Source organism: Pseudomonas sp. LBUM1652 (assembly GCF_059716105.1).
In genome coordinates this window covers 3,405,473-3,426,667 of sequence record NZ_CP166804.1, presented here as the reverse complement: position 1 = coordinate 3,426,667, position 21,195 = coordinate 3,405,473, and the positions used below count along the sequence as shown (strand labels likewise).

General features: G+C 55.9%; 21 protein-coding genes. 7 read left to right on the top strand and 14 right to left on the bottom strand.

Annotated features, from left to right (window positions below; genetic code table 11):
* The first annotated feature begins 110 nt into the window (after positions 1–110).
* From ACA069_RS15400 to ACA069_RS15390, 3 genes are all read left to right on the top strand, one after another.
* Positions 111–935: a hypothetical protein gene (locus ACA069_RS15400; RefSeq protein ID WP_489879534.1), complete on the top strand. Its 825-nt coding sequence runs from the start codon at positions 111–113 to the stop codon at positions 933–935.
* A 150-nt stretch (positions 936–1,085) separates the two neighbouring features.
* A complete protein-coding gene (locus ACA069_RS15395; protein WP_497614127.1) occupies positions 1,086–3,095 on the top strand; it encodes a hypothetical protein in 2,010 nt (669 codons plus the stop codon).
* 144 nt (positions 3,096–3,239) lie between these two features.
* On the top strand, positions 3,240–5,639 hold the full coding sequence (locus ACA069_RS15390; RefSeq protein ID WP_497614125.1) for an autotransporter outer membrane beta-barrel domain-containing protein: 2,400 nt from the start codon (positions 3,240–3,242) through the stop codon (positions 5,637–5,639).
* Positions 5,640–5,702: 63 nt separating this feature from the next.
* Here the strand turns inward: ACA069_RS15390 and ACA069_RS15385 are convergent, their stop codons facing one another.
* The 4 genes from ACA069_RS15385 to ACA069_RS15370 form a co-directional block, all read right to left on the bottom strand.
* The gene (locus ACA069_RS15385) at positions 5,703–6,164 is read right to left on the bottom strand and encodes a hypothetical protein (RefSeq protein WP_497614123.1); all 462 of its coding nucleotides are present in this window, start codon (positions 6,162–6,164) and stop codon (positions 5,703–5,705) included.
* Between the two features lie 379 nt (positions 6,165–6,543).
* The gene (locus ACA069_RS15380) at positions 6,544–7,185 is read right to left on the bottom strand and encodes a DUF1345 domain-containing protein (protein WP_489879538.1); all 642 of its coding nucleotides are present in this window, start codon (positions 7,183–7,185) and stop codon (positions 6,544–6,546) included.
* A 171-nt stretch (positions 7,186–7,356) separates the two neighbouring features.
* The gene (locus ACA069_RS15375; protein ID WP_497614121.1) at positions 7,357–10,455 is read right to left on the bottom strand and encodes a multidrug efflux RND transporter permease subunit; all 3,099 of its coding nucleotides are present in this window, start codon (positions 10,453–10,455) and stop codon (positions 7,357–7,359) included.
* A gap of 15 nt (positions 10,456–10,470) precedes the next feature.
* Positions 10,471–11,628: an efflux RND transporter periplasmic adaptor subunit gene (locus ACA069_RS15370; RefSeq protein ID WP_489879540.1), complete on the bottom strand. Its 1,158-nt coding sequence runs from the start codon at positions 11,626–11,628 to the stop codon at positions 10,471–10,473.
* A 293-nt stretch (positions 11,629–11,921) separates the two neighbouring features.
* Here ACA069_RS15370 and ACA069_RS15365 point away from each other — a divergent pair, with 293 nt between their 5' ends.
* Together ACA069_RS15365 and ACA069_RS15360 are read left to right on the top strand one after the other, a co-directional pair.
* Positions 11,922–12,623 (top strand): response regulator, encoded by a 702-nt coding sequence (locus tag ACA069_RS15365; RefSeq protein WP_187678934.1) that lies wholly within the window; start codon positions 11,922–11,924, stop codon positions 12,621–12,623.
* Between the two features lie 4 nt (positions 12,624–12,627).
* The gene (locus ACA069_RS15360; protein WP_497614119.1) at positions 12,628–13,929 is read left to right on the top strand and encodes an ATP-binding protein; all 1,302 of its coding nucleotides are present in this window, start codon (positions 12,628–12,630) and stop codon (positions 13,927–13,929) included.
* A gap of 31 nt (positions 13,930–13,960) precedes the next feature.
* Here the strand turns inward: ACA069_RS15360 and pncA are convergent, their stop codons facing one another.
* The 4 genes from pncA to ACA069_RS15340 are packed head-to-tail and all read right to left on the bottom strand — an operon-like array spanning position 13,961 to position 16,477.
* Positions 13,961–14,587, bottom strand: coding sequence for a bifunctional nicotinamidase/pyrazinamidase (gene pncA, locus ACA069_RS15355; RefSeq protein ID WP_497614117.1), 627 nt, complete (start codon positions 14,585–14,587; stop codon positions 13,961–13,963).
* Positions 14,588–14,638: 51 nt separating this feature from the next.
* Positions 14,639–15,397, bottom strand: coding sequence for an anti-sigma factor family protein (locus ACA069_RS15350; protein ID WP_489879543.1), 759 nt, complete (start codon positions 15,395–15,397; stop codon positions 14,639–14,641).
* Positions 15,394–15,921: an RNA polymerase sigma factor gene (locus tag ACA069_RS15345; RefSeq protein ID WP_316249771.1), complete on the bottom strand. Its 528-nt coding sequence runs from the start codon at positions 15,919–15,921 to the stop codon at positions 15,394–15,396. Before ACA069_RS15345 ends, ACA069_RS15350 begins: the two co-directional genes overlap by 4 nt.
* Positions 15,922–15,943: 22 nt before the next feature.
* Positions 15,944–16,477, bottom strand: coding sequence for a tetratricopeptide repeat protein (locus ACA069_RS15340; protein WP_401263943.1), 534 nt, complete (start codon positions 16,475–16,477; stop codon positions 15,944–15,946).
* Between the two features lie 159 nt (positions 16,478–16,636).
* Here ACA069_RS15340 and ACA069_RS15335 point away from each other — a divergent pair, with 159 nt between their 5' ends.
* Positions 16,637–17,410 carry a class I SAM-dependent methyltransferase gene (locus tag ACA069_RS15335; protein ID WP_497614116.1) on the top strand — a complete coding sequence of 258 codons (774 nt, stop codon included), beginning with the start codon at positions 16,637–16,639 and terminating at the stop codon, positions 17,408–17,410.
* A 61-nt stretch (positions 17,411–17,471) separates the two neighbouring features.
* Here ACA069_RS15335 and ACA069_RS15330 read toward each other — a convergent pair whose 3' ends face one another.
* From ACA069_RS15330 to eco, 4 genes are all read right to left on the bottom strand, one after another.
* Positions 17,472–17,807, bottom strand: coding sequence for a DUF2834 domain-containing protein (locus tag ACA069_RS15330; protein WP_497618253.1), 336 nt, complete (start codon positions 17,805–17,807; stop codon positions 17,472–17,474).
* Positions 17,808–18,039: 232 nt separating this feature from the next.
* Positions 18,040–18,480 carry a hypothetical protein gene (locus tag ACA069_RS15325; RefSeq protein ID WP_497614114.1) on the bottom strand — a complete coding sequence of 147 codons (441 nt, stop codon included), beginning with the start codon at positions 18,478–18,480 and terminating at the stop codon, positions 18,040–18,042.
* Positions 18,481–18,650: 170 nt separating this feature from the next.
* Positions 18,651–18,956 (bottom strand): NIPSNAP family protein, encoded by a 306-nt coding sequence (locus ACA069_RS15320; RefSeq protein WP_150591961.1) that lies wholly within the window; start codon positions 18,954–18,956, stop codon positions 18,651–18,653.
* 21 nt (positions 18,957–18,977) lie between these two features.
* Positions 18,978–19,463 (bottom strand): serine protease inhibitor ecotin, encoded by a 486-nt coding sequence (gene eco / locus ACA069_RS15315; protein ID WP_497614113.1) that lies wholly within the window; start codon positions 19,461–19,463, stop codon positions 18,978–18,980.
* 371 nt (positions 19,464–19,834) lie between these two features.
* On the opposite strand from eco, the gene ACA069_RS15310 reads away from it, so the two are divergent.
* The gene (locus tag ACA069_RS15310) at positions 19,835–20,104 is read left to right on the top strand and encodes a DUF1652 domain-containing protein (protein WP_489879548.1); all 270 of its coding nucleotides are present in this window, start codon (positions 19,835–19,837) and stop codon (positions 20,102–20,104) included.
* Here ACA069_RS15310 and ACA069_RS15305 read toward each other — a convergent pair.
* Together ACA069_RS15305 and ACA069_RS15300 are read right to left on the bottom strand one after the other, a co-directional pair.
* Positions 20,101–20,499, bottom strand: a complete 399-nt coding sequence (locus ACA069_RS15305; RefSeq protein ID WP_401263950.1) for a hypothetical protein — start codon at positions 20,497–20,499, stop codon at positions 20,101–20,103. The two genes, ACA069_RS15310 and ACA069_RS15305, sit on opposite strands and share 4 nt — an antisense overlap.
* A 90-nt stretch (positions 20,500–20,589) precedes the next feature.
* Positions 20,590–20,859 carry a DUF2790 domain-containing protein gene (locus ACA069_RS15300; RefSeq protein ID WP_497614111.1) on the bottom strand — a complete coding sequence of 90 codons (270 nt, stop codon included), beginning with the start codon at positions 20,857–20,859 and terminating at the stop codon, positions 20,590–20,592.
* Positions 20,860–21,195 lie beyond the last annotated feature (336 nt).

Here is a 21,195-nt window from a genome sequence, read left to right as displayed (position 1 = left end):
TACCTGTCAGATATGACAGTAGGCAGTTGGAGTGAATCGGCGCTCAATATCTGAAAGCGTCATTCAACAAGAATATGCGCTGAGACCACCTCACAGAGCGAGAATCCGCGATGCCAGAGCCTAATGAACACGTCACCGCTGCAGGTTTGAAAATTGACGGTGTAAGCGAGAGCGATTCGGAAGGCCGTGTACCTTTGGAGCAACTGATTAACGGGACGATCATCAGAGTTCCCAGGTGGGATCGTTTCCCTGATCGACCCGGACGGTTTTCGATCCTTCATATCTTCTGGAAACAGAACAATGTTGAGAAGGAAATATATACCGAGACATACACCGAAGTAGATGACCAGCCAGAGTTTACTTTTCCATTGACGCCCCAACAAATGAGGGAGGATGGGGTCGCTTTTATCTATTATATCCTTGAAGGCTATGATGGGAACGATGATCCTTCTCCTATAAAGAAGCTGACAATTGATCACGCTTTGGCACCAACTCTTAAGGCGCCCGGCTTTCCGGACGCAAATATATCGGGATATATTGGATGTACTCCTGAATATCCAGACAGTCCGCCTGTTTGGGAGTGCATCAGATTAAAAATTTCGGCGGAACTCGTTTTTCGAGAGTTTGACGAGTTTGTCCTTGAGTGGCAGGGCTTCCCGAATCTCAACATCGAACCGCCCCCGCTAACCCAGTTGTTTCGGTTAACCAAAACATTGAGTTTAACGGACGCGAGAGATGGGTTTTTCTTTGAGATACCTTTTGAGCCCTATGTAAGGCCGATGTTTAACAAGCACTCGGGGGCGGCGCAATACACGATAGTTAGAAATGGTGTGCCGTTTGCAAGGTCTTTTAAAGAATATGTGAAGATAGATCGAACTACCAATGGTGAACCCATTCCCTGCGGTGGATTCCCGTTGGGATATGAAGAAGTTTGAAGTTTTCCTGCGTTTTGCGGTGCCGTTGTGTTTCATAAACAGGTAGCCAGTCGCCCGGTGAGAGTGTTGACGTACTTTTTATGCCGTTTCGTCAAACTTCGTAACATGCCGGGATTGATTTGGCTTGGATGTTTTATTCGGAGAAAAAAGATGACTATCCAAGAGAAAATCGGTAAAGGAAAGAAACTAACAGCCCAAGAAGTGTCAGCGAATTCTCGTTTGGCGTTGCGTACGTCCACCGTTAACGTAGGTATTCTCGCTGATCCACCCGTCATTGTGGGGCAGATTGTAGACAATCTGATTCCAAAATCGATTCTAGACCCAGGACCGATGATTGTCAGATTCGACACTAAAACAATTACGCTTCCTCATGATAACGATGAATGGGAACTTTGGCAGCGCAAAGGACCGTCCGGGACTGAAACGATAGTTGACTCTGATGCTTTTGGGCCTATAGCCACTCGCCCTGAATTTTTAGACATCCCGGTACCTACAGCAGGGCTTGTTGATGATGATGTGACGAAGATTTCGACAACTTATCAATTTCAGTTTACGCATTTCAGAGGTATAGATGGCAATCCGGACGATACCGGATGGGTGACGGCGGAGATTGATCGCACTGCGCCTGAAGAGGATAAAGCTTCCGGTACTAAGTACAAGCCGGAGGCATTTACCTTCTTGAACTTGCCAGCGCCCAGATTGATTGATGATGAGTGGCTAAAGAATAACTCGCAACTTTCTTTGAGTGTCAATATTAGCTATGAGAATTATCGCTCTGATGATCATATTTTTGTCTATATCGACACAAATTATGGGGCGGGTACAGCTGTCCATAGTCAGCCGCTGACCTCGGCCACTGTGAATATTCCACAAGCCCAACTTCCAAAACTCGATTCACTTTACTTTATCTGGTACGTATTGCGCGATGTAGTGGGTAATGAAAGTGCTCCCGCTCTTTCCGGATCGTTTAATGTTCGGCGCCTTCCGCCCCCTTCTTTGATTCCTTGTGTAATTCCCAAGGGCATTTCGCCGGACGTCATCGACCTTGAAGATATTGAAGGTCCTGTTTTTGTGAATGTGCCGTATACCACCAATGGTAATGAGAATGACCGCATTACCACATCGGTCACCAATGGTACATTGCCGATCTCACTGGGCACTCAACCCTTGGGCACAGCGCCAAGAACACTTCAGTTCCAGATTACTACCAGTAGATTGTTGGCGCTTTGGGGCAACGCTACAGCGGAAGTTCCGATTACCGCCAATTACAAGTTTTCACGTGGCCTTGAACCGTTGATTGACTCAGTCGATACGGATTCCGCTCTGGACTTTACCTACCGAGGCCCTGTCAATCCGGTCTTCCCTAGTAGGGAAAACCCAAATATGACGAAGGTCACCGTTCTAGGGGATTCTAAAACACCTAATCATATTACTGCGGATGACCGAGGTAAAAATGCGGACATCAGCACACCAATGATTACTGCTCCCGTAGTATGGGTGCCACTAGGGGACGAAACTGCAAAACTCTGGTTCAATGGCAATGCTGTAGATACCCAGTTGCTGACTGCCGGTTCAACAACACCAATAACCTTTTCGATGCTTCCTGATGTTATTGACGCAGCGGGCCCAGGTACAAAAATCGCTTACTGGACGATTGAAGAAACGGGTGGACGCAATGTAATGAAGTCACCTGATACTGAGGTGATTATTGACAATGTTCGGGTTACGCTGCCCCCGCCATCAGTTCGATTGTATAACTTGTTGGTATCATGCCGGTACTTGACTCGCCCCGCTTATGAGTTGCCAGTGACAGTTCCGATTGATCCGACTCATATGCCGACAGGCACGTCCGTAACATTAAAATCGGTAGGCACTGTGGACTCACAAGGCCTCAGAGTAATTCCAGGTACAGAGTTCAGCAAGTCTTACACTATTACCGGCGCTGAAACAGGTGGTGTGTTTATAGAAACTATCCAGCCATATTTGACGAAGTTGAAGCCCATTCAACCGCCAAACAGCTCCGGTCTTCCGAATGGATATATCAAGATCTGGTATGAGGTCACCATTTCTGGTGTGCCGACACCGTCGTTGGACTTCTTTAATGAGGTTTCCTTGCTGAACGATAGCGGAAACTACTGTGAAGGAACGGCAACCAATTAAATCTGACTGAGTATTTACCGGGGGAGCACGCTCTCCCGGTATTTTTCCCATTGCAGTAGGTAAGACTTCCCTGTTGAGTCTCGGATTATTCCTACATACCAGGGTTACGCTTAGTTGTAGTGTGCCGGCGTTAATGAGCGACATATGGTCGCTCACCCATTTCACTTCCTCGTTTCTCCAAGAGCGAAAAAAGCGGAAAACTCTATTATGTGGACAAAAAAAAATCTCTCCCGAACGATGATGGCGAGAAGGTGGGCGGATGGGTCCTCGGTGTGTCTTTTTTCATTGTTGATGTCTCAGACCGCTAACGCCGGAACATTGGTGGGCGGCACCCAAACGATTACGAGTGGCTCCAACGTGGAGGGCTGGACGCTTTCTCAAAACGCCACTTTGAATGTCGATGGAGCTCAAACACTCGGTATCACCGCGTTTCAATCAACGTTGAACGCTGATGGTGCGCAGACCCAACAGATCTCTGTTAACCAGGGGTCGACAGTCAATCTCGTCAACACTACCGTCGTGGGAGGCAACGCACGCGCGGGTCTTGAACTGACCAACAGCACTGCGTCTATCAGTGGCAGTACCATCAGTGGTAATCGGTTAGGTTTGCAGGTGGCGCATTTGGTTGGCTCAACTACGGGGTCGAGTGCAGCGCTATCGGATAGCAATGTCACTGGTGTAACCGGCGGTGCGCGCGTAACGGCTTTCAGCACGCTTGAGTTAGACAATTCGACGCTGGAGGGCACGGGGGCGGGCAGCAATGGCCTCACTTTGCTCAGCGGGACTGCGTCCGCGGTAAACGGCTCACACATTGTCGGCGCGCAAAGCGGCGTGACATTGGGCCTGGAGGGGACGGAATTAACGGCCAGTCAATTGCGACTGGATCAATCGAGTGTCGAAGGCAGAAACGGCTCTGCCATCGTTGTTGACAATGCTGGTAATGCGGTGCCGGTTTCTCGAATTGATGTACTCAATGGATCAACACTGACCAGTAGCAATGGAACAATTTTGGACGTGAAGGGCTCGAGCGACGCTGTGTTTAACGTCGAACGCAGTGATCTGACAGGCAATCTCCAAGTGTCGGACAACAGCCGCGCAACATTGAGCTTTACCCAGGCTTCGCTCATTGGAGATGTGAGCGCAGATACCGGCAGCACAGCAACTATCTCGCTTCAGCAAGGTTCGCAATTAAGTGGTGTAATGAGTAATGTTGCCACAGTTGGCATTGATGCCACCTCCAGATGGAATCTGACAGGTACCAGCCAGGTTGGTGACTTGGTGTTGAGCGGTGGCACGGTGAAACTGGGGGCTGATAACGAATACTTCCAGTTGAACGTTCAAAATCTGTCCGGCAGCGGTTTGTTTGAGATGGGAACCAACTTCACGACAAACCAGACAGATTTTCTGAATGTCACCGGTACGGCCACCGGTGACCATCAATTGCTGATTGCCAGCACCGGCACCGAACCAGCCAGCGGCGAGCCAATTCAGGTTGTCCACACCGAAAGCGGAGATGCCCGATTTTCGTTGGCCAATGCTGAGGGCCAAGTCGATCTGGGGGCATATTCCTATGGACTGAAACAGGGCGGAACCGGCAACGACTGGTTTCTTGACCCTGAGACTCGCACGATAAGTCCTTCCACACGTGCAGTGACGGCACTGTTCAATACGGCTCCCACTGTTTGGTACGGCGAATTGACGTCGTTGCGCAGTCGTATGGGCGAACTTCGATTCAATCCGGACAAATCAGGCGTGTGGCTCAGAGCTTATGGCAACAAGTACAACGTCAACGATGCTTTTGGTGATGGATATCGACAAACCCAGCAAGGTTTTACGCTCGGTGCCGATGCTCCTCTGCATCTGGGTGACGGGCAATGGCTATTGGGTGTGATGGCTGGCCATAGTTCATCAGATCTGAATCTGCATCGTGGCACGTCCGGCACGATTAAAAGTTACTACGTGGGCACATATCTGACGTGGATGGATGACGTAAGTGGCTACTATGTTGACAGCGTGCTTAAACTCAATCGGTTCCAGAACGATGCCAAGGTCGGTATGACTGACGGCAATCGATCCAAAGGCGATTACGACAACACGGGGATCGGTGGTTCTGTGGAAGTGGGTCGACATATCAAACTGGAAGAAGGTTATTTCATCGAACCTTTTACTCAATGGTCCGCCGTAGGTATTCAAGGTAAAGATTACAAGCTGGACAATGGATTGCAGGCTGAAGGTGATCTCACCCGCTCTTTGCTTGGCAAGGTCGGGGTGACCGCTGGGCGTGATGTGCAGTTGAAGGGTGGGACGAAGTTACAACCTTATGTTCGCGGAGCGTTCGCCCATGAGTTTTCATCAAACAATAAAGTCGAAGTCAACAATAATGTGTTCAATAACAACCTTTCTGGCTCAAGGGCTGAGGTCGGGGCGGGCATCGCGATTAATCTTTCGGAACGCTGGCAGGCGCACGCGGAAATTGAGTATATGAGTGGTAAAAATATTGAAATGCCAATGGGTGCCACTTTAGGTGTGCAATTCAAATGGTAGTCAACTGTGTCGTGTAATTAGATGTAAAAGGGCCTGGGTCAAATACCAAGGCCCTTTTTTACTTTATCGAACAAGCGCTGGGCTGGAACGACTGAGTATCGTATCGAAGTGAGCTCTACACAGGTACTGTCCGGAGCCATCAGATTTGTCTATGTCGGCGTTGAATGAGCCCTTCAACGTCATTTCTTTAAGATCCAGTGTATATTGGATCGTACCTGTTCTAGCTTGTTGAAGGGTTGGATTGTCAATATCTTCATAGTTATTGTAGAAAAGCGAAACCTCATCATCACCGTCGGTGATTTTGCCGATATTACTTTCAATGTCTTTCGAGAAGGAGATGGTGAATGTTTTTGCACTGTCGTCTCTTCGGTCAGTGGCGATGACAACCCAGATGTCGCCCCGCCCCGGGGTTGACGAACTCCTGAGCTCAGTAAGCGTTGCGACAAAGTTTTTGCCATCTTTCAGGTTAGCGCTGAAGGTTTCCTCCAGAGTCGAGGCGCAAGCATTCAAGGCGGTATTGCTCATGATTAAACTCTCCATATTTGTGACAGGGAAGTCCAGGCCGCATCTTTCGATGTGAGTTGCTTGGATGTTTCATATAAGACCAACGCCCTGCTTTTGTACACTGTCAGATATAGCAGCTATACAAGGTGTGGAATATGTGTTGGAGGTTTTAGCGTCGATGGCTGTCTTGTATGGCGAGCAAAGCATTTACACGTAACTTTATAACCAGATGTACTGACGGTCCCATCGTCATTCATATAAAGGCTAATATTGGATTTAAATCTTCAGGGTATGAGGATGTGCATTCGTGCATTTCAGGAGCGCTGATACCGCAGCTGTATGTCAGGGGCATCCAAACGGCGCCGGACTTGCGCGGCTGGCTGGTTGGTCGTGGTGACTGTCAGCCAAACAAACCCGCCGCGATGTTGATTGAAAACCCCAGAATCGCCGTATTGAACACAAAACCGATCAACGATTGCGCCAGCACGATCTTGCGCATGTCCCGTGTCGCAACGCCGACATCAGCCGTCTGCACGGCCACGCCGATGGTGAACGAAAAGTACAGAAAGTCCCAGTAGTTAGGCGTTGTCAGACCCTCCGCAAAGCGCAATGCCGGTTCCTTGCCGTCCCAGGTGTAATACAACCTTGCGTAATGCACGCAGAAAATCACCCCGATCAGCAACCATGAGCCGATGACGGTCAATGCGGTGAAACCGTAGTGCATGAGCTTGCGGGTGGTTTCCAGATCCTTGCTGCCGGCCAGTTCGAAGGTGATGGTCGCCAGACTGGCCAGCGCGGCAATGCACACCACAAACAGTACCAGCCCGGCGTTTTCATCTTCGACTTCGGCAATGCGTTTGACGTCCGGTGCCTTGGCGCGGGCGGTGAGCCAGAACATCAGGATCAGGTACGTCCAGACGCCCGCGTTCCAGCCGATCAGGATTTTGCTGACGATGGAGTCGGCGGGGGCCAGAAGACCTGTGGCGAGACCAAGCAGGGCGGCGGCAGAGAGGCGAGGGTGGGTGCGGGCGAGAAAGCGCATGGAGGCTCACATCAGTGATCGATGCCTGCACCATAGCGCACGCCACCGGGCTTTTGTAGGAGCTGGCGCAGGCTGCGATCTTTTGGCCTTGGGACGCAGAGCATCCACAGCGTCGTTCCCACGCAGAGCGTGGGAACGATCAGATCGCAACCTGCGGCAGCTCGTACAGGGTCAGTGGGGTTTGGTGAATCTTTTTACGAGTTTCATCACGACGACGAAGAACACCGGGACGAAGATCACCGCCAAGGTTGCCGTGATCATCCCGCCGATCACTCCGGTGCCGATGGCTTGCTGGCTCGCCGAGCTGGCGCCAGTGGCAATCGCCAGCGGTACTACGCCGAGGATGAACGCCAGCGACGTCATCACGATCGGGCGCAGACGCAGGCGTGCGGCCTGCAATGTCGCGTCGATCAAGTCGTGGCCTTCGTCGTACAGGCTCTTGGCGAACTCGATGATCAGGATCGCGTTCTTCGCCGAGAGACCGATGATGGTGATAAGGCCGACCTTGAAGAACACGTCGTTGGGCATCCCGCGCAGCGTCACCGCCAGTACCGCGCCGAGCACCCCCAAAGGCACCACTAGCAACACCGAAGTCGGAATCGACCAGCTCTCATACAGCGCTGCCAGGCACAGGAACACGATCAGCAGCGACAGCCCGAGCAGAATCGGCGCCTGACTACCGGACAAGCGCTCCTGCAACGACAGGCCCGTCCATTCTTGCCCCAGACCTTTCGGCCCTTGCGCGACAAGGCGTTCAACTTCGGCCATGGCTTCGCCCGTGCTGTGACCGGGCGAAGGCTCGCCGGAAATCGCAATCGCCGGGTAGCCGTTGTAACGCGTCAGTTGCGCCGGGCCCTGAATCCACTTGGCCTGCACGAATGCCGACAGCGGCACCATTTTTCCGGCGTTATTGCGCACATGCATTTTCAGCAAGTCATCGACCTGACTGCGTTGATCGCCTTCAGCCTGCACCACAACCCGCTGCATGCGCCCCTGATTGGGGAAGTCGTTGATGTACGCCGAACCCACAGCGGTGGACAGCACATTGCCGATGTCTGCGAACGACACGCCCAAGGCATTGGCCTGCTTGCGGTCCACTTCCAGTTGCACCTGCGGTGCTTCGGCCAGCGCGCTTTCACGAACGTTCATCAGCACCGGGCTTTTCTCGGCGGCTGCCAGCAACTCGGTACGCGCCTGCATCAGTGTTGCGTGGCCGAGTCCGCCGCGATCCTGCAAACGGAACTCGAAACCGCTGGACGTACCGAGGCCGTCCACGGGGGGCGGCAGCACGGAAAACGCCATGGCGTCCTTGATCTGGCTCAAGGCGATGTTGGCGCGGTCGGCAATCGAGCTCGCTGAATCTTCGCTGCTGCGTTGCGACCAATCCTTCAGCGTCGAGAACGCCAATGCCGCGTTTTGCCCACTACCGGAGAAGCTGAAACCCAGAATCACCACACTGTCGCTGATACCCGGCTCGCCAGCGTTATGTGCTTCAAGCTGTTCGGCCACTTGCACCGTACGGTTCTTGGTCGCGCCGGGTGGCAGTTGAATGTCAGTGATCGTGTAGCCCTGATCTTCCACCGGCAAAAACGAGGAGGGCAGACGCATGAAGCAAATACCCAGGCCAACCAGCAACACGACGTAGATCAGCAGATACCGTCCGGTACGTTTCAGCGCATAACCAACCCAACCCTGATAGCGGTTGGTCAATTGCTCGAAGCGGCGGTTGAACCAGCCGAAGAAGCCGCTTTTCTCATGATGCTCGCCTTTGGCAACTGGCTTGAGCAGCGTTGCGCACAGCGCCGGGGTCAAGGTCAGTGCGAGGAACGCCGAAAACAGAATCGACGTTGCCATCGACAACGAGAACTGCTGGTAAATGACCCCGACCGAACCCTGCATGAACGCCATCGGTATGAACACCGCCACCAGCACCAGGGTGATGCCGATGATGGCGCCGGTAATCTGCGTCATCGCCTTGCGTGTCGCTTCCTTGGGCGACAAGCCCTCGGTGGCCATGATCCGTTCGACGTTCTCCACCACGACAATGGCATCGTCCACCAGAATACCGATGGCCAGCACCATGCCGAACATGGTCAACACGTTGATCGAGAATCCCAGCGCCAGCATGGTCGCGAACGTGCCCATCAGCGCCACCGGCACCACCAGTGTCGGGATCAGTGTGTAACGCACGTTTTGCAGGAACAGGAACATCACCGCAAACACCAGCAACATCGCTTCGCCGAGGGTATAGACCACCTTGGTGATCGAGACCTTCACGAATGGCGAGGTGTCGTATGGGATCTTGTATTCCACGCCGGCCGGAAAGTAACGCGCCAGCTCATCCATCTTCGCCCGCACCAGCGTCGCGGTATTCAGTGCGTTGGCGCCCGGCGACAACTGCACGCCAACGGCGGTGGACGGCTTGCCATTGAGGCGAGTGCCGAATTGATATTCCTGACTGCCGATCTCGACCCGCGCCACATCTCCAATACGAACGGTGGAACCGTCCGGGTTGGCCTTGAGCACGATGTCGGCGAATTCCTGCGGCGTCGACAATTGGCCTTTGACCAGAATCGTCGCGGTGATTTCCTGCGTCGACGGCGCAGGCAGATCGCCGATGCTGCCCGCCGACACCTGGGCGTTCTGCGCGACGATGGCGGCGTTGACGTCTGCCGGGGTCAGGTTGAAACCGATGAGCTTCTGCGGATCGATCCAGATGCGCATGGCCCGTTCGGCACCATACAACTGCGCTTTGCCAACGCCATCCAGGCGCTTGATTTCGTTCATCACGTTGCGCGCCAGATAATCGCTGAGCGCTACGTCATCGAGCTTGCCGTCGCTGGACGTCAGGGTGATCAGCAACAGGAAGCCGGAGGAGACTTTCTCCACCTGCAAACCTTGCTGGTTCACCGCTTGCGGCAAGCGCGACTCGACTACCTTGAGGCGGTTTTGCACGTCGACCTGCGCCAGTTCCGGGTTGGTTCCCGGTTGGAAAGTCGCCTTGATCGTGGCGCTGCCCAGGCTGCTTTGCGATTCGAAGTACAACAGGTGATCGGCGCCGTTGAGTTCTTCCTCGATCAGGCTGACCACGCTTTCATCGACGGTCTGCGCCGACGCGCCGGGGTACACGGCGTAGATTTCGATCTGTGGCGGCGCGACGTCGGGGTATTGCGCCACTGGCAATTGCGGGATGGCCAGCGCACCGGCCAACAGGATGAACAGTGCGACTACCCAGGCAAACACCGGGCGGTCGATAAAGAACTGCGGCATATAAAAGCGTCCTGCTTACTGACCAGAGGTCTGGGCAAGTGGAAGAGGGGTCTCGTCGATCTGTACTTTCTCGCCGGGGCGAGCGTGCTGCAGGCCTTCGATGACAATACGGTCGCCGGGTTTGAGGCCGCCAGTGACGATCCAGCGATTGTTCTGTACCGCGCCCAGTTGCACCGGTTGCTCGGCCACGCGCATCTGTTCGTCGACAGTCAACACGTTCGCCACTCCGGCACTGTCTCGCTGCACGGCGCGTTGCGGGACGGTGATGCCATTCTGGATGGTGCCCTGTTCCAGGCGCACGCGGATGAAGCTGCCGGGCAACAGGTCGAGATCCGGGTTTGGGAATTCGCTGCGCAGAATGATCTGGCCGGTGCCCGGGTCGACGGTGATGTCGCTGAACAAAAGTTTGCCCGGCAGCGGATACAGACTGCCGTCGTCCTGAATCAGCGTGGCCTTGACCTGATCCTGCCCGACTTCCTGCAATTGCCCGGAACGGAATGCGCGGCGCAATTCGTTGAGTTCGCGGGTCGACTGGGTGAGGTCGGCATAAATCGGGTTGAGTTGCTGAATCAGCGCTAACGGCGTGGTTTCGTTCTGGCCGACCAGTGCGCCTTCGGTGACTAGCGCACGGCCAATACGCCCTGAAATCGGTGCGGTGACGGTGGCATAACCCAGGTTCAGCTTCGCCCGTTCCACCGCGGCTTTGCTGGCGGCGACATCGGCGGCCGTTTGCCGTGCATTGGCGCGAGCGTTGTCGTAGTCCTGGGCGCTGATGGCCTTGTCGTCGATCAACTGGGCGTAGCGCTGCTCTTGCAACTTCGCCTGAAAGGCATTGGCCTCGGCCTTGCGCAAGGCGGCATCGGCGCTGTCCAGATCAGCCTTGAACGGTGCCGGATCGATGCGGAACAGCACGTCGCCCTTTTTCACGTCGCTGCCTTCGCGGTAGGTGCGTTGCAGCACCACGCCGGGCACCCGGGCACGCACTTCGGCAATGCGCGGCGCGGCGATGCGGCCGCTGAGTTCGCTGCTGATCGACAGGGGGCGGGCTTCGATGGTCTCGGTGCGCACGGTGGCTGGCGGCGCCTGCTCTTCGGCGTTCGAAGACGAGTCACAGGCGCTCAGCGTCAGCGCCATGGCGATCAGGCCGAGCCCGGCCAGCAGTTTGTTCGACATTTACCACCCCCAATATTGATGCCCGCATCCTACGGGCAGTTGCCGAGAGTAGCGGTGAAGCTTTGTAGGCGCTGTGTGAAATTGTGTAAGGGTTTTACTCAGGAGTGGGTGAGGGCGTATATCCTTTAGCCCTTGAAATTTATTGCGACAGTTCAATAGCTATCGCGAGCAGGCTCACTCCTACAGTGTTTGTGGCGGTCACAAAATTTGTGGCTGACATAGAACCAATGTAGGAGTGAGCCTGCTCGCGATGAGGCCCGACCAGTCGCCACAGCACTTTTTCTGGAACACCCATGCCCAACATCCTGCTGGTCGAAGACGACACCGCCCTCGCCGAACTGATTTCCAGCTACCTGGAGCGCAACGGCTATTCCGTCAGCGTGATCGGCCGTGGCGACCATGTGCGTGAACGGGCGCGGGTCAATCCGCCGGATCTGGTGATCCTCGACCTGATGTTGCCGGGGCTTGATGGCCTGCAAGTCTGCCGTTTGCTGCGTGCCGACTCGGCGACGCTGCCGATCCTGATGCTCACCGCTCGCGATGACAGCCACGATCAGGTGCTGGGCCTGGAAATGGGCGCTGACGATTACGTCACCAAACCCTGCGAACCGCGCGTGTTGCTTGCACGGGTGCGTACTTTGCTGCGCCGCAGCAGCCTGGGCGAACCGTTGACGGTCAACGACCGCATCGTCATGGGCAACCTTTGCATCGATTTGTCCGAACGCACCGTGAGCTGGCGCGATCAGCCGGTCGAGTTGTCCAGCGGCGAGTACAACTTGCTGGTGGTATTGGCGCGACACGCCGGCGAAGTGCTCAGCCGCGACCAGATTCTGCAACGCCTGCGTGGCATCGAATTCAACGGCACTGACCGTTCGGTGGATGTGGCGATTTCCAAGCTGCGGCGCAAGTTCGATGACCATGCTGGCGAGGCGCGCAAGATCAAGACGGTGTGGGGCAAGGGTTATCTGTTCAGCCGTTCCGAATGGGAATGCTGATCTGATGTTTCGCATCCTGTTTCGTCTGTATCTGGTGACGATTGTCTCGTACAGCGCGGCCATCTATCTGGTGCCGGATCTGGTGGTCATGGCTTTCCGGGAGCGCTTTGTCACCTACAACCTCGACTACTCCCGTGGCCTGCAATCGCTGATCACCAAACAGTTTCACGCCGTGCCGCAGGAACAATGGCCCGCCGTGGCAGCGTCGATGGACAAGGACTTCCAGCCACTGAACATCGTGCTGGCGCGCATCGACGATGCCGACTTCACCGCCATTGAACGTGAGCGACTGCGGCGTCGCGAGAACGTGGTGCGCATCGGCGATTGGGGCTGGCGCACACTCGCGGTCACGCCGCTGGACGACACCATGGCGGTGCAAATGGTGGTGCCGCCCGACCCGATGGACGTCGATCTGTTGTACTGGAGCATCAACGTCTTGATCGGCGCAACGCTGCTCGCCTGTCTGTTGATGTGGCTGCGTCCACACTGGCGCGATCTGGAACGCCTCAAGGGCACTGCCGAGCGTTTTGGTAAAGGTCATCTGAGCGAACGCACGAATATCGCCTCGAGTTCGAACATCGGCAGCCTGGCCAATGTGTTCGACACCATGGCCGGTGACATCGAGAACCTGCTCAACCAACAGCGCGACCTGCTCAACGCGGTCTCCCACGAATTGCGCACGCCGTTGACGCGCCTGGATTTCGGCCTGGCGCTGGCGCTGTCCGACGACTTGCCGGCAGCGAGCCGTGAGCGTTTGCAAGGGTTGGTCGCACATATTCGTGAGCTGGATGAATTGGTACTGGAATTGCTGTCTTACAGCCGCTTGCAGAACCCTGCGCAGTGTCCGGAGCAGGTCGAAGTGTCGCTGGACGAATTCATCGACAGTATTCTGGGCAGCGTCGACGAGGAACTGGAGTCGCCGGATATCGTCATCGATGTGCTGCTGCACGGACAGCTCGAGCGCTTCTCGCTTGATCCGCGACTGACTGCCCGGGCGATCCAGAATCTGGTGCGCAATGCCATGCGGTACTGCGAAAAGCGCATTCAGATCGGCGTACAGGTTTGCGCAAAAGGTTGCGAGATCTGGGTGGATGACGACGGCATCGGCATTCCCGACGATGAACGCGAGCGGATTTTCGAGCCGTTCTATCGACTTGATCGCAGCCGTGATCGGGCGACAGGTGGGTTCGGCCTTGGACTGGCCATCAGTCGTCGGGCACTGGAAGCGCAGGGCGGGACTTTGACGGTCGAGTCTTCTCCGCTGGGGGGCGCGCGATTCCGACTGTGGCTGCCAACGTCAGTCTGACGGCCGCTCGCCACAGGGGAATGGTCGCCGATCAGCTGATTTCAGTGGATTGAATCAACCCGACCCCTGCGCCCTGCATCCGGTCCATCGCCGCCGCCAGTGATCCATCCAGATCAATCGCCCGACAGGCATCCAGCACCACAAACGTATTGAACCCCGCCGCCCGCGCATCCAGAGCGGAAAACATCACGCAGAAATCCAATGCCAGACCAACCATGTAGACCGTATCTATGCCGCGCTCTTTCAAGTAGCCGGCCAGCCCGGTGGTGGTGCGCCGATCGGCCTCCAGAAACGCCGAATAGCTGTCGATGTCGGGATTGCAGCCCTTGCGGATGATCAACTGGGCGTGGGGCAGATCCAGCTCCGGGTGAAACTGGGCACCGGGAGTGGCTTGCACACAATGGTCGGGCCAAAGTGTCTGTGCACCGTAAGGCAGTTGAATGACATCGAAGGGTTGACGGCCGGGGTGGCTGGAAGCGAAAGAAACATGTCCCTTCGGGTGCCAGTCCTGGGCAATTAAAACCTGTTTGAAGTGGCCGGCAATGCGATTGATCAGCGGCACAATCTGGTCGCCTTCAGGCACCGGCAATTGACCGCCGGGAATGAAGTCGTTCTGAACGTCGATCACCAATAATGCAGTGCGAGACGAAATCGGCATCGGTGGAATACTCCTTGGAAAATTACTTTTCCAGCATAGAAGTGGTTTTTCTCATACGGCTAAACGACTTCTCAACAAATTTGCCTTTTCTTCGAGCCCTGCGGCGGTGTCATGGCCGATCAACATCCACGCATGCTCTCGCTCGGTCCAATACACCACATTCATCCCTTGCCGGCGTTCGTGCGCCAAAGGTTGACTGCCGCTGTTCGAACGCCTGGCGCACAGCGCCAATGGCCCATGTTTCGCGTCCAGATACACGATCTGCGCAATCGGTACGCCGTCGTACTCAAGCATTTGCGCGCGCTTGAATTCGGCGCCCGGCAGTTTCAGCGCGGCAGCGGAAAGATTCAGGCCAAGGCGTGCGTCGACGCTGCGTAACTGTGCGCGCTGTGTAACGTCGTCAGTGGGCAAATGCTCCAGTGTCTGCGGCACATACAGCGCCATATAGTCGCCAACCAACCCACGCCAGTTGTGTGATTGCTGCGCCTGCCAGCCGAGCAACAATCGGTCCGCCAGCACCCCGCCAGCCACCAACGTGGCTGCTGTGGCAGCGATAAACCAGCGGCGACTCAGCCCCGGCTTTTGTGGCGAAGGAATGGCATCCAGGCGTGCTTGCAGACGATCCAGCGGCGCTTGTTGCGCCAGTTCATCGTAGGCGTTCTTGAACGGCAGGCTGCTGCGGCTCAGCCACTGCGCGCGCAGGTTGAGCAGCGGGTCGTCAGCGATTGCGTTGTCGAGTCGGCGGCGATAATCCGGGTCGAGCTCATCGTCCAGATAGGCCACCAGTTGCTCGTCCGAAGGTGTATTCATGAGCGGTCTCCTTCGGTAGGTTTCGGCACGGATTGCAGCGGCGGATATTCGGCGAGTTTGAGGCGGGCGGTGGCCAGACGACTCATCACGGTGCCGATCGGCACCTGCAGAATCTCCGCGACTTCGCGATAGGACAGGCCCTCGACATACGCCAGGTACACGGTTTCACGCTGAGTTTCAGGCAGCGCATCGACCCGACGAATCACTTGCGCCGCCATGACGTGCGTCTGCGCCGCGTGCTCACCGTCGAACGCCAGTTGCCCATCGGCATCGACCTGACCGGTACCGTGGCGCACGCGGCGAGCGCGCACTTCATTGAGCCAGATCGAATGCAGAATGCTCAGCAGCCAACGATCCATGCGCGTGCCGGCCGCGTACTGCGCAGAACGCTCCAGCGCCCGCACGCACGTGGCCTGCACGAGATCCTCGGCTACGTGTCGATTGCGCGACAGTAGCAAGCCGTAGCGCCACAATCGCGCCAGATGCTGGCCGAGTTCTGCTCTGAATGCCTGATCGCTGACGATGATCGCCTCCGTTGATTGATGCTCAGGTTTTCGATGAATCGTTGATGGCTTCAGCCAAATCCTGGTACTCCTCGCAGGACGTGCCGCAAATCGATTTGATCTGCTGCAACTGTTCCTGCGCCAGGTCGACGCGGCCTTTGATCACATAGGCCTCGCCGAGGTATTCGCGCACTTGCGCATATTGCGGATCGAGTTTCACCGATTGCAGGTAATAGCTGATGCCTTCGTCGGTACGGCCCAGTTTGCGCGTGGCATATCCGCGATAGTTCAGGGCCTTGGCGGTGTTCGGTTGTTGCAGGGTATCGAGCAGCGCCAGCGCTTCGTCGTAGCGACCGTCCTTGGCGAGGCGATAGGCGTAGTCAGTACGATCAGCGTCGGGCAACAGGCTGCTGGTTTGCAATACGCACTTCTGCGTTTTGCTGTCCCAGACCTGGCCTTTGGGGCATTCGGGCTTCTTGACCGGCTCGTCTTCATCGCCATTGGCAAACGCCAAATGGCTGGACAGGGCAGCGGCCAGCAGCAACGGGGCGGCGAACATAACGGAACGGATAGTCATGGGCAAGGCTCCACAGAGGGTTATGTCTGACTTTGAACACCACAGGGTGAAATTTTATTCATTGCTTTGTCAGTGACTGTTCAAGGTAGGCGTAAATTCAAGCGCTATGCTCGTGGGCATCCGCCGTTGATCCGAAGCTTTGCCGCAAGGGGAGTTGCCATGAAAGATCAGGTCCATCACTCAGCCGCCGCCGGCTACAAAATCGCTGCCGATACCTACGTCAAAGGACGGCCGGATTATCCGCCGCAGGTCAGCGAATGGCTGACCGCCACATTGGGTCTGGATGGTCATAAAACCGTGATTGATCTGGGCGCTGGCACTGGCAAGTTTACCGGGCGGCTGGTGGCGACCGGCGCGCAAGTGATTGCCGTGGAACCGGTGGCCCAGATGCTGGAAAAACTCTCTGATGCCTGGCCGCAGGTACTGGCGGTGAGCGGGACGGCAACGGACTTGCCATTGCCCGATGCTTCAGTGGACGTGGTGGTCTGCGCCCAGGCGTTTCACTGGTTCGCCAGCACTGAGGCGCTGACCGAAATCGCCCGAGTGCTCAAATCCGGGGGCAAGTTGGCGTTGATCTGGAACCTGCGCGATACCCAAGTCAGTTGGGTGCCGAAACTCGATGCAATCGTCAACGCACTGGAGGGCGACACGCCGCGCTATTACACCGGTGCCTGGCGGGCGGCGTTTCCGCATCCGGCGTTCGGCGCGTTGCAACTCCAGCAGTTTCACCATGGCCACACCGGATCGCCGGAAGATGTGATTTTCAATCGAGTGCGCTCCACCAGTTTTATCGCCGCGTTGCCGGACGCGCAGCGGACGCAGGTCGATGAGCAGATTCGCGCGCTGATCAACTCCGAGCCAGAGCTACGCGGTAAAGATGTGGTGACAGTACCTTACGAAACCGCAGCCTTCTTCGCCGTAAAACTTGGCTGAGTCTCCCTGTGGGAGCGAGCTTGCTCGCGAAGGCGGATTCAGCATCTACACAACATCCGGATCAGCTCAACTGAGGCGCATCGACAACTTTCTTCCGCTCCCGAACCCCACGAACCACCAGATACAACAACAGCCCAACCGACACAAAAACCGCCGTCAGCAACAAATAAGGCACTACCGACCACACAGTCTTCCCGCGCGCCTTGGCATCCTTGACCATCCACACCCCGGCCAGTGTCGCCAGCAAATAAAGATCAATCACCACCTGCGCAGTATCCGGGCGCGACATCAGACTGATCCCGAAGTCGATCAGCGACTGCTCGGCCTGAAGCATCACCGAAACGGTATAACCAGCAAAAGCGAGCAAAGCCGTGAGGGGCAGGGCAATAGGCATCATGCATTCGTTCCTTGAAGTGATGAGCAGAATCGCCAGCCTACCTTTGTCGCGCGGAATTGGCCATTGAAGCGCGAGCACCGCTCGGGCTAATTTCCAGCCCATGACTTCCACCGTATTGCGCTGCCAGCCAAGCATTATTACCGCCATTCCTCATTTGGCGGGCTAGCTCACGACTGCAGCACCCAACCCGCCCTAGAGGCGGGTTTTCATTTGCAGCGGTGCCGATGTAATTTCAGGCCTGTTCAGTCAGATTGAATTGGCCATTGGTGATCCTGACTTGCTTGTCTTGGTATTTGCCGGTGAATGAAACAGTGCCCTCCAGCCGCTTATTGTCAGGCGACGGCACAGTTTTCAGCGTGACCTCGCCGCTTATGGATAGATACGCCTCAATATTTCCGGACCTCTGAATGCCATAACTTGCCCAAACTTCTCCCTCACCAATCTTATAGATTCCTGGCGCCACGCCCTCGGCGACGAAGACACTCAGGTGTACCTGCACCGGATCAAATGGGTCTGAGGAGATGTCCTGAGTACCGAAACCTTGCCAATGTGGGGTCGGTATTGAAGAAAGCCTGTCGATTATTTTCGTATTGTCTGCACTGAACAAAGGACGTTCGCCTCCATTTACGTCGGCAGTAAATACATTGGCAGTGTTTGATTTTGAAAGGCTCATCGCAATGCTCCTGATGCATGAACACGGTGGGAGTGAATTCCCGGTGAATGCTCAAACTACGGCATCAGGATGAGTTGCATAACTGTCAGAGTTGACAGGTATAACCAGGTTGGCAATCGCTATTTGATCAAGCTGTATTCGTCGCGCTGCTGCTTGCTGCGTGATGGCGATCAGGGCAGCAATGGGCGCAGGAAACTGCGCTCGTAGCTGATGATGAACTTCTTCTCGACCAGTGATTCCACCAACGCGGTGCTCTCCGGATCGGTCATCGCGATGTGCCGATAGCTTTCGTAATCGGCCAGCGACGGAAAACTGAACAGACAATAAGCGATATTGCTCGCACCCTCGGACGGCAGAAAGTAGCCGTGATGGGTACCGCCCAAGCGTTCGACAATGCCGAGCCAGGCCTTGGCGTAGGCCTCGAACTCGGTCAACTGGTAAGGATCGATCACGTATCTGACGTGGCAGGTAATCACGGATGATGCTCCTTGCTCAGATCATTCCTGAAGGGCAGTGCCGACTTTGTCCGAGGCGGACCAGATGCGATAACGCACTTCGACGTCCGACGGAGCATAAACCACCACTGGCAACTTGCTGTTGTAACGCAGCATGAAGCCATCCCCGACCACGGGCACGAACGCGCGCTTCTTCTGGGAGCCGGGTGGGCAGGCCATCTTCGTGCTCATCGGGCCGATGACTGTTTCCAGTCGGTAGAACGAGTAACCCCAGCCTTCGAGGTTCTTCTCATCCAGCATGCCACCCAGACGTTGGCGATTGCAGTCCACTTCAAGGGTTTTGCCAGCGAGGATCTCGACTTGAAAGTTCTCTTCCTGATCCTGCTTGGGCAGGTGAATGACCTGACGAGTGAAACCGACCTCAGCCTTTGGATACGGCGCCACATCTTCCAGTTTGGCCGCGTGGGCGAGGGAGGACAGGCTGGCAACGATCAGGCCGGTGGTCGCGTAAGTACGGAAAGAACCCATGGAAGCCTCCTTGCGGGTGTAGTGTGGATTGAGGGGCATTCTTACCCCCACGCGCGTCGAATGCAAACCGACGCCGAGTTGCAATTTGCAGGGCCTGGAAGTCCTTTTCTTGCATTTTGCAACTGGCCAAATGCTGGCCTCATCGCCAAGTGCTTGATTTTACGAGGGTCAAAACGATCCGATGGAAGGCACGCTTTATGCGTCTGTTTGGTGCAGCGCACCGGGTTCGGGCGCCTACACTCCAAAAGGCATTTCGCAGTACAACCGCTTGCCGCACCAGGGAAACAGCGGGGACACACCCGTGCAGGGGCAGCAAAAGCGGTCAACGTGAAGCGTTGATTGGCAGTTTCATTTAGAAGGAGAGGTTCACCATGTTTCTGTCTGCCTTGGAACTACGCAATATCATTGAAAGCAGCTTTCTGCCTAAACGCTGCCAATGCACGCTGTCGCCGGAATTGAAGATGACCGTCAAGGTTTTCGGCGATCACCAGACCGATCAGGTCGATCTACACGTCAGCGACATTGATGCCAGCCACCTCAATGGCTGTCGCGAAATCAATGAATTGATCGCCGGGCTGCGCTCGGATCTGGAGCGACAGGCGACGCCGCATCACTACAGTCCACGATCCAGAGCCGTTTAACGCACCGTTTCACCCAGTTCGACCGTCACGCGCCGGGCCTGCACAAAACCAAGGCCCAGCGCGAACTCGACCAGCACCGCGAGCAGAATCCCGGGGCCGGCGTGACCGTTGAGCCATTCTGCAAAACCCAGCACCGCCAAACCAAAACAGCCAACGATAAACCCATTGCTTAGCGCGTTGCGCCCAAGCGATGGCGGCGCGCTGCGCACCAGATAAAACATCAGCCCCAGCGCTGCAAACAGCACCGCACTGCGCCGCGCGACAAAACCGGCTGAGTCGGAATACGCGATGCTCCAGATCGCCAGCAACACGTCGGGGAAAAAGCCCCAGACCAACGCCAAGAGAAAACACAACGAAGAAGTTAGAGTCGACAACGTGCGAAACGACAACTGCATGGCGAATCCTTGCGGCAGTGAGGAAGGCCCCGAGCATAACCTCGCGAAACACTTCCCGCCTACCGCAAACCCGCAAATCAGAGCTTTCCGTCAGTTTTGATAACTGCACGCGTCAGACAACTTCCGATAACTGATTTCCGCAGGCTTGCCGTTGTTATCGATGTACTTCATGTCGGCAGTGATCACCTTGCAATCCAGAGTGGGCGGCTCGGTCAGCGAAACGACCTTCGCCACATGCAGCGGCATGCCGTACTCATAAGGCACAGCGTTGGACGTGGCAGACGAGTCATTGGCCTGGGCGAGCCCAGCGAACGCGGTGCAGGCGAGGGCAGTGGTGAGCAGGAAAGGACGGATATTCATGAAAGGACTCCCGTGTGACGGTTCTAGAGTTCGGCGTGATTCAGCCAAACCTGCCGCACTGGGCGTCAGCCAATAGCGCTGAGGGCGTGCGGTTCAGTAGAGTTTTTGACCGCAGCGTTAAGCGATGGTTAACCGGGCTGAACACCGGCTGTCAGGGAGTGGGTCGATTTCCTGCGGACGCAGGCCGGATTCCTACAAGGACAGATGCCTTGTCTGCTTTCGACGGCTGGAGTGGGGCGGTTATGGTTTCGCGTCGCTGCAAAATCAGCGATTCGGGTTTGGTCACCTGAGCACTACACCATTGCAGATGTGCCATCATTTGCGTTGCGGACATCT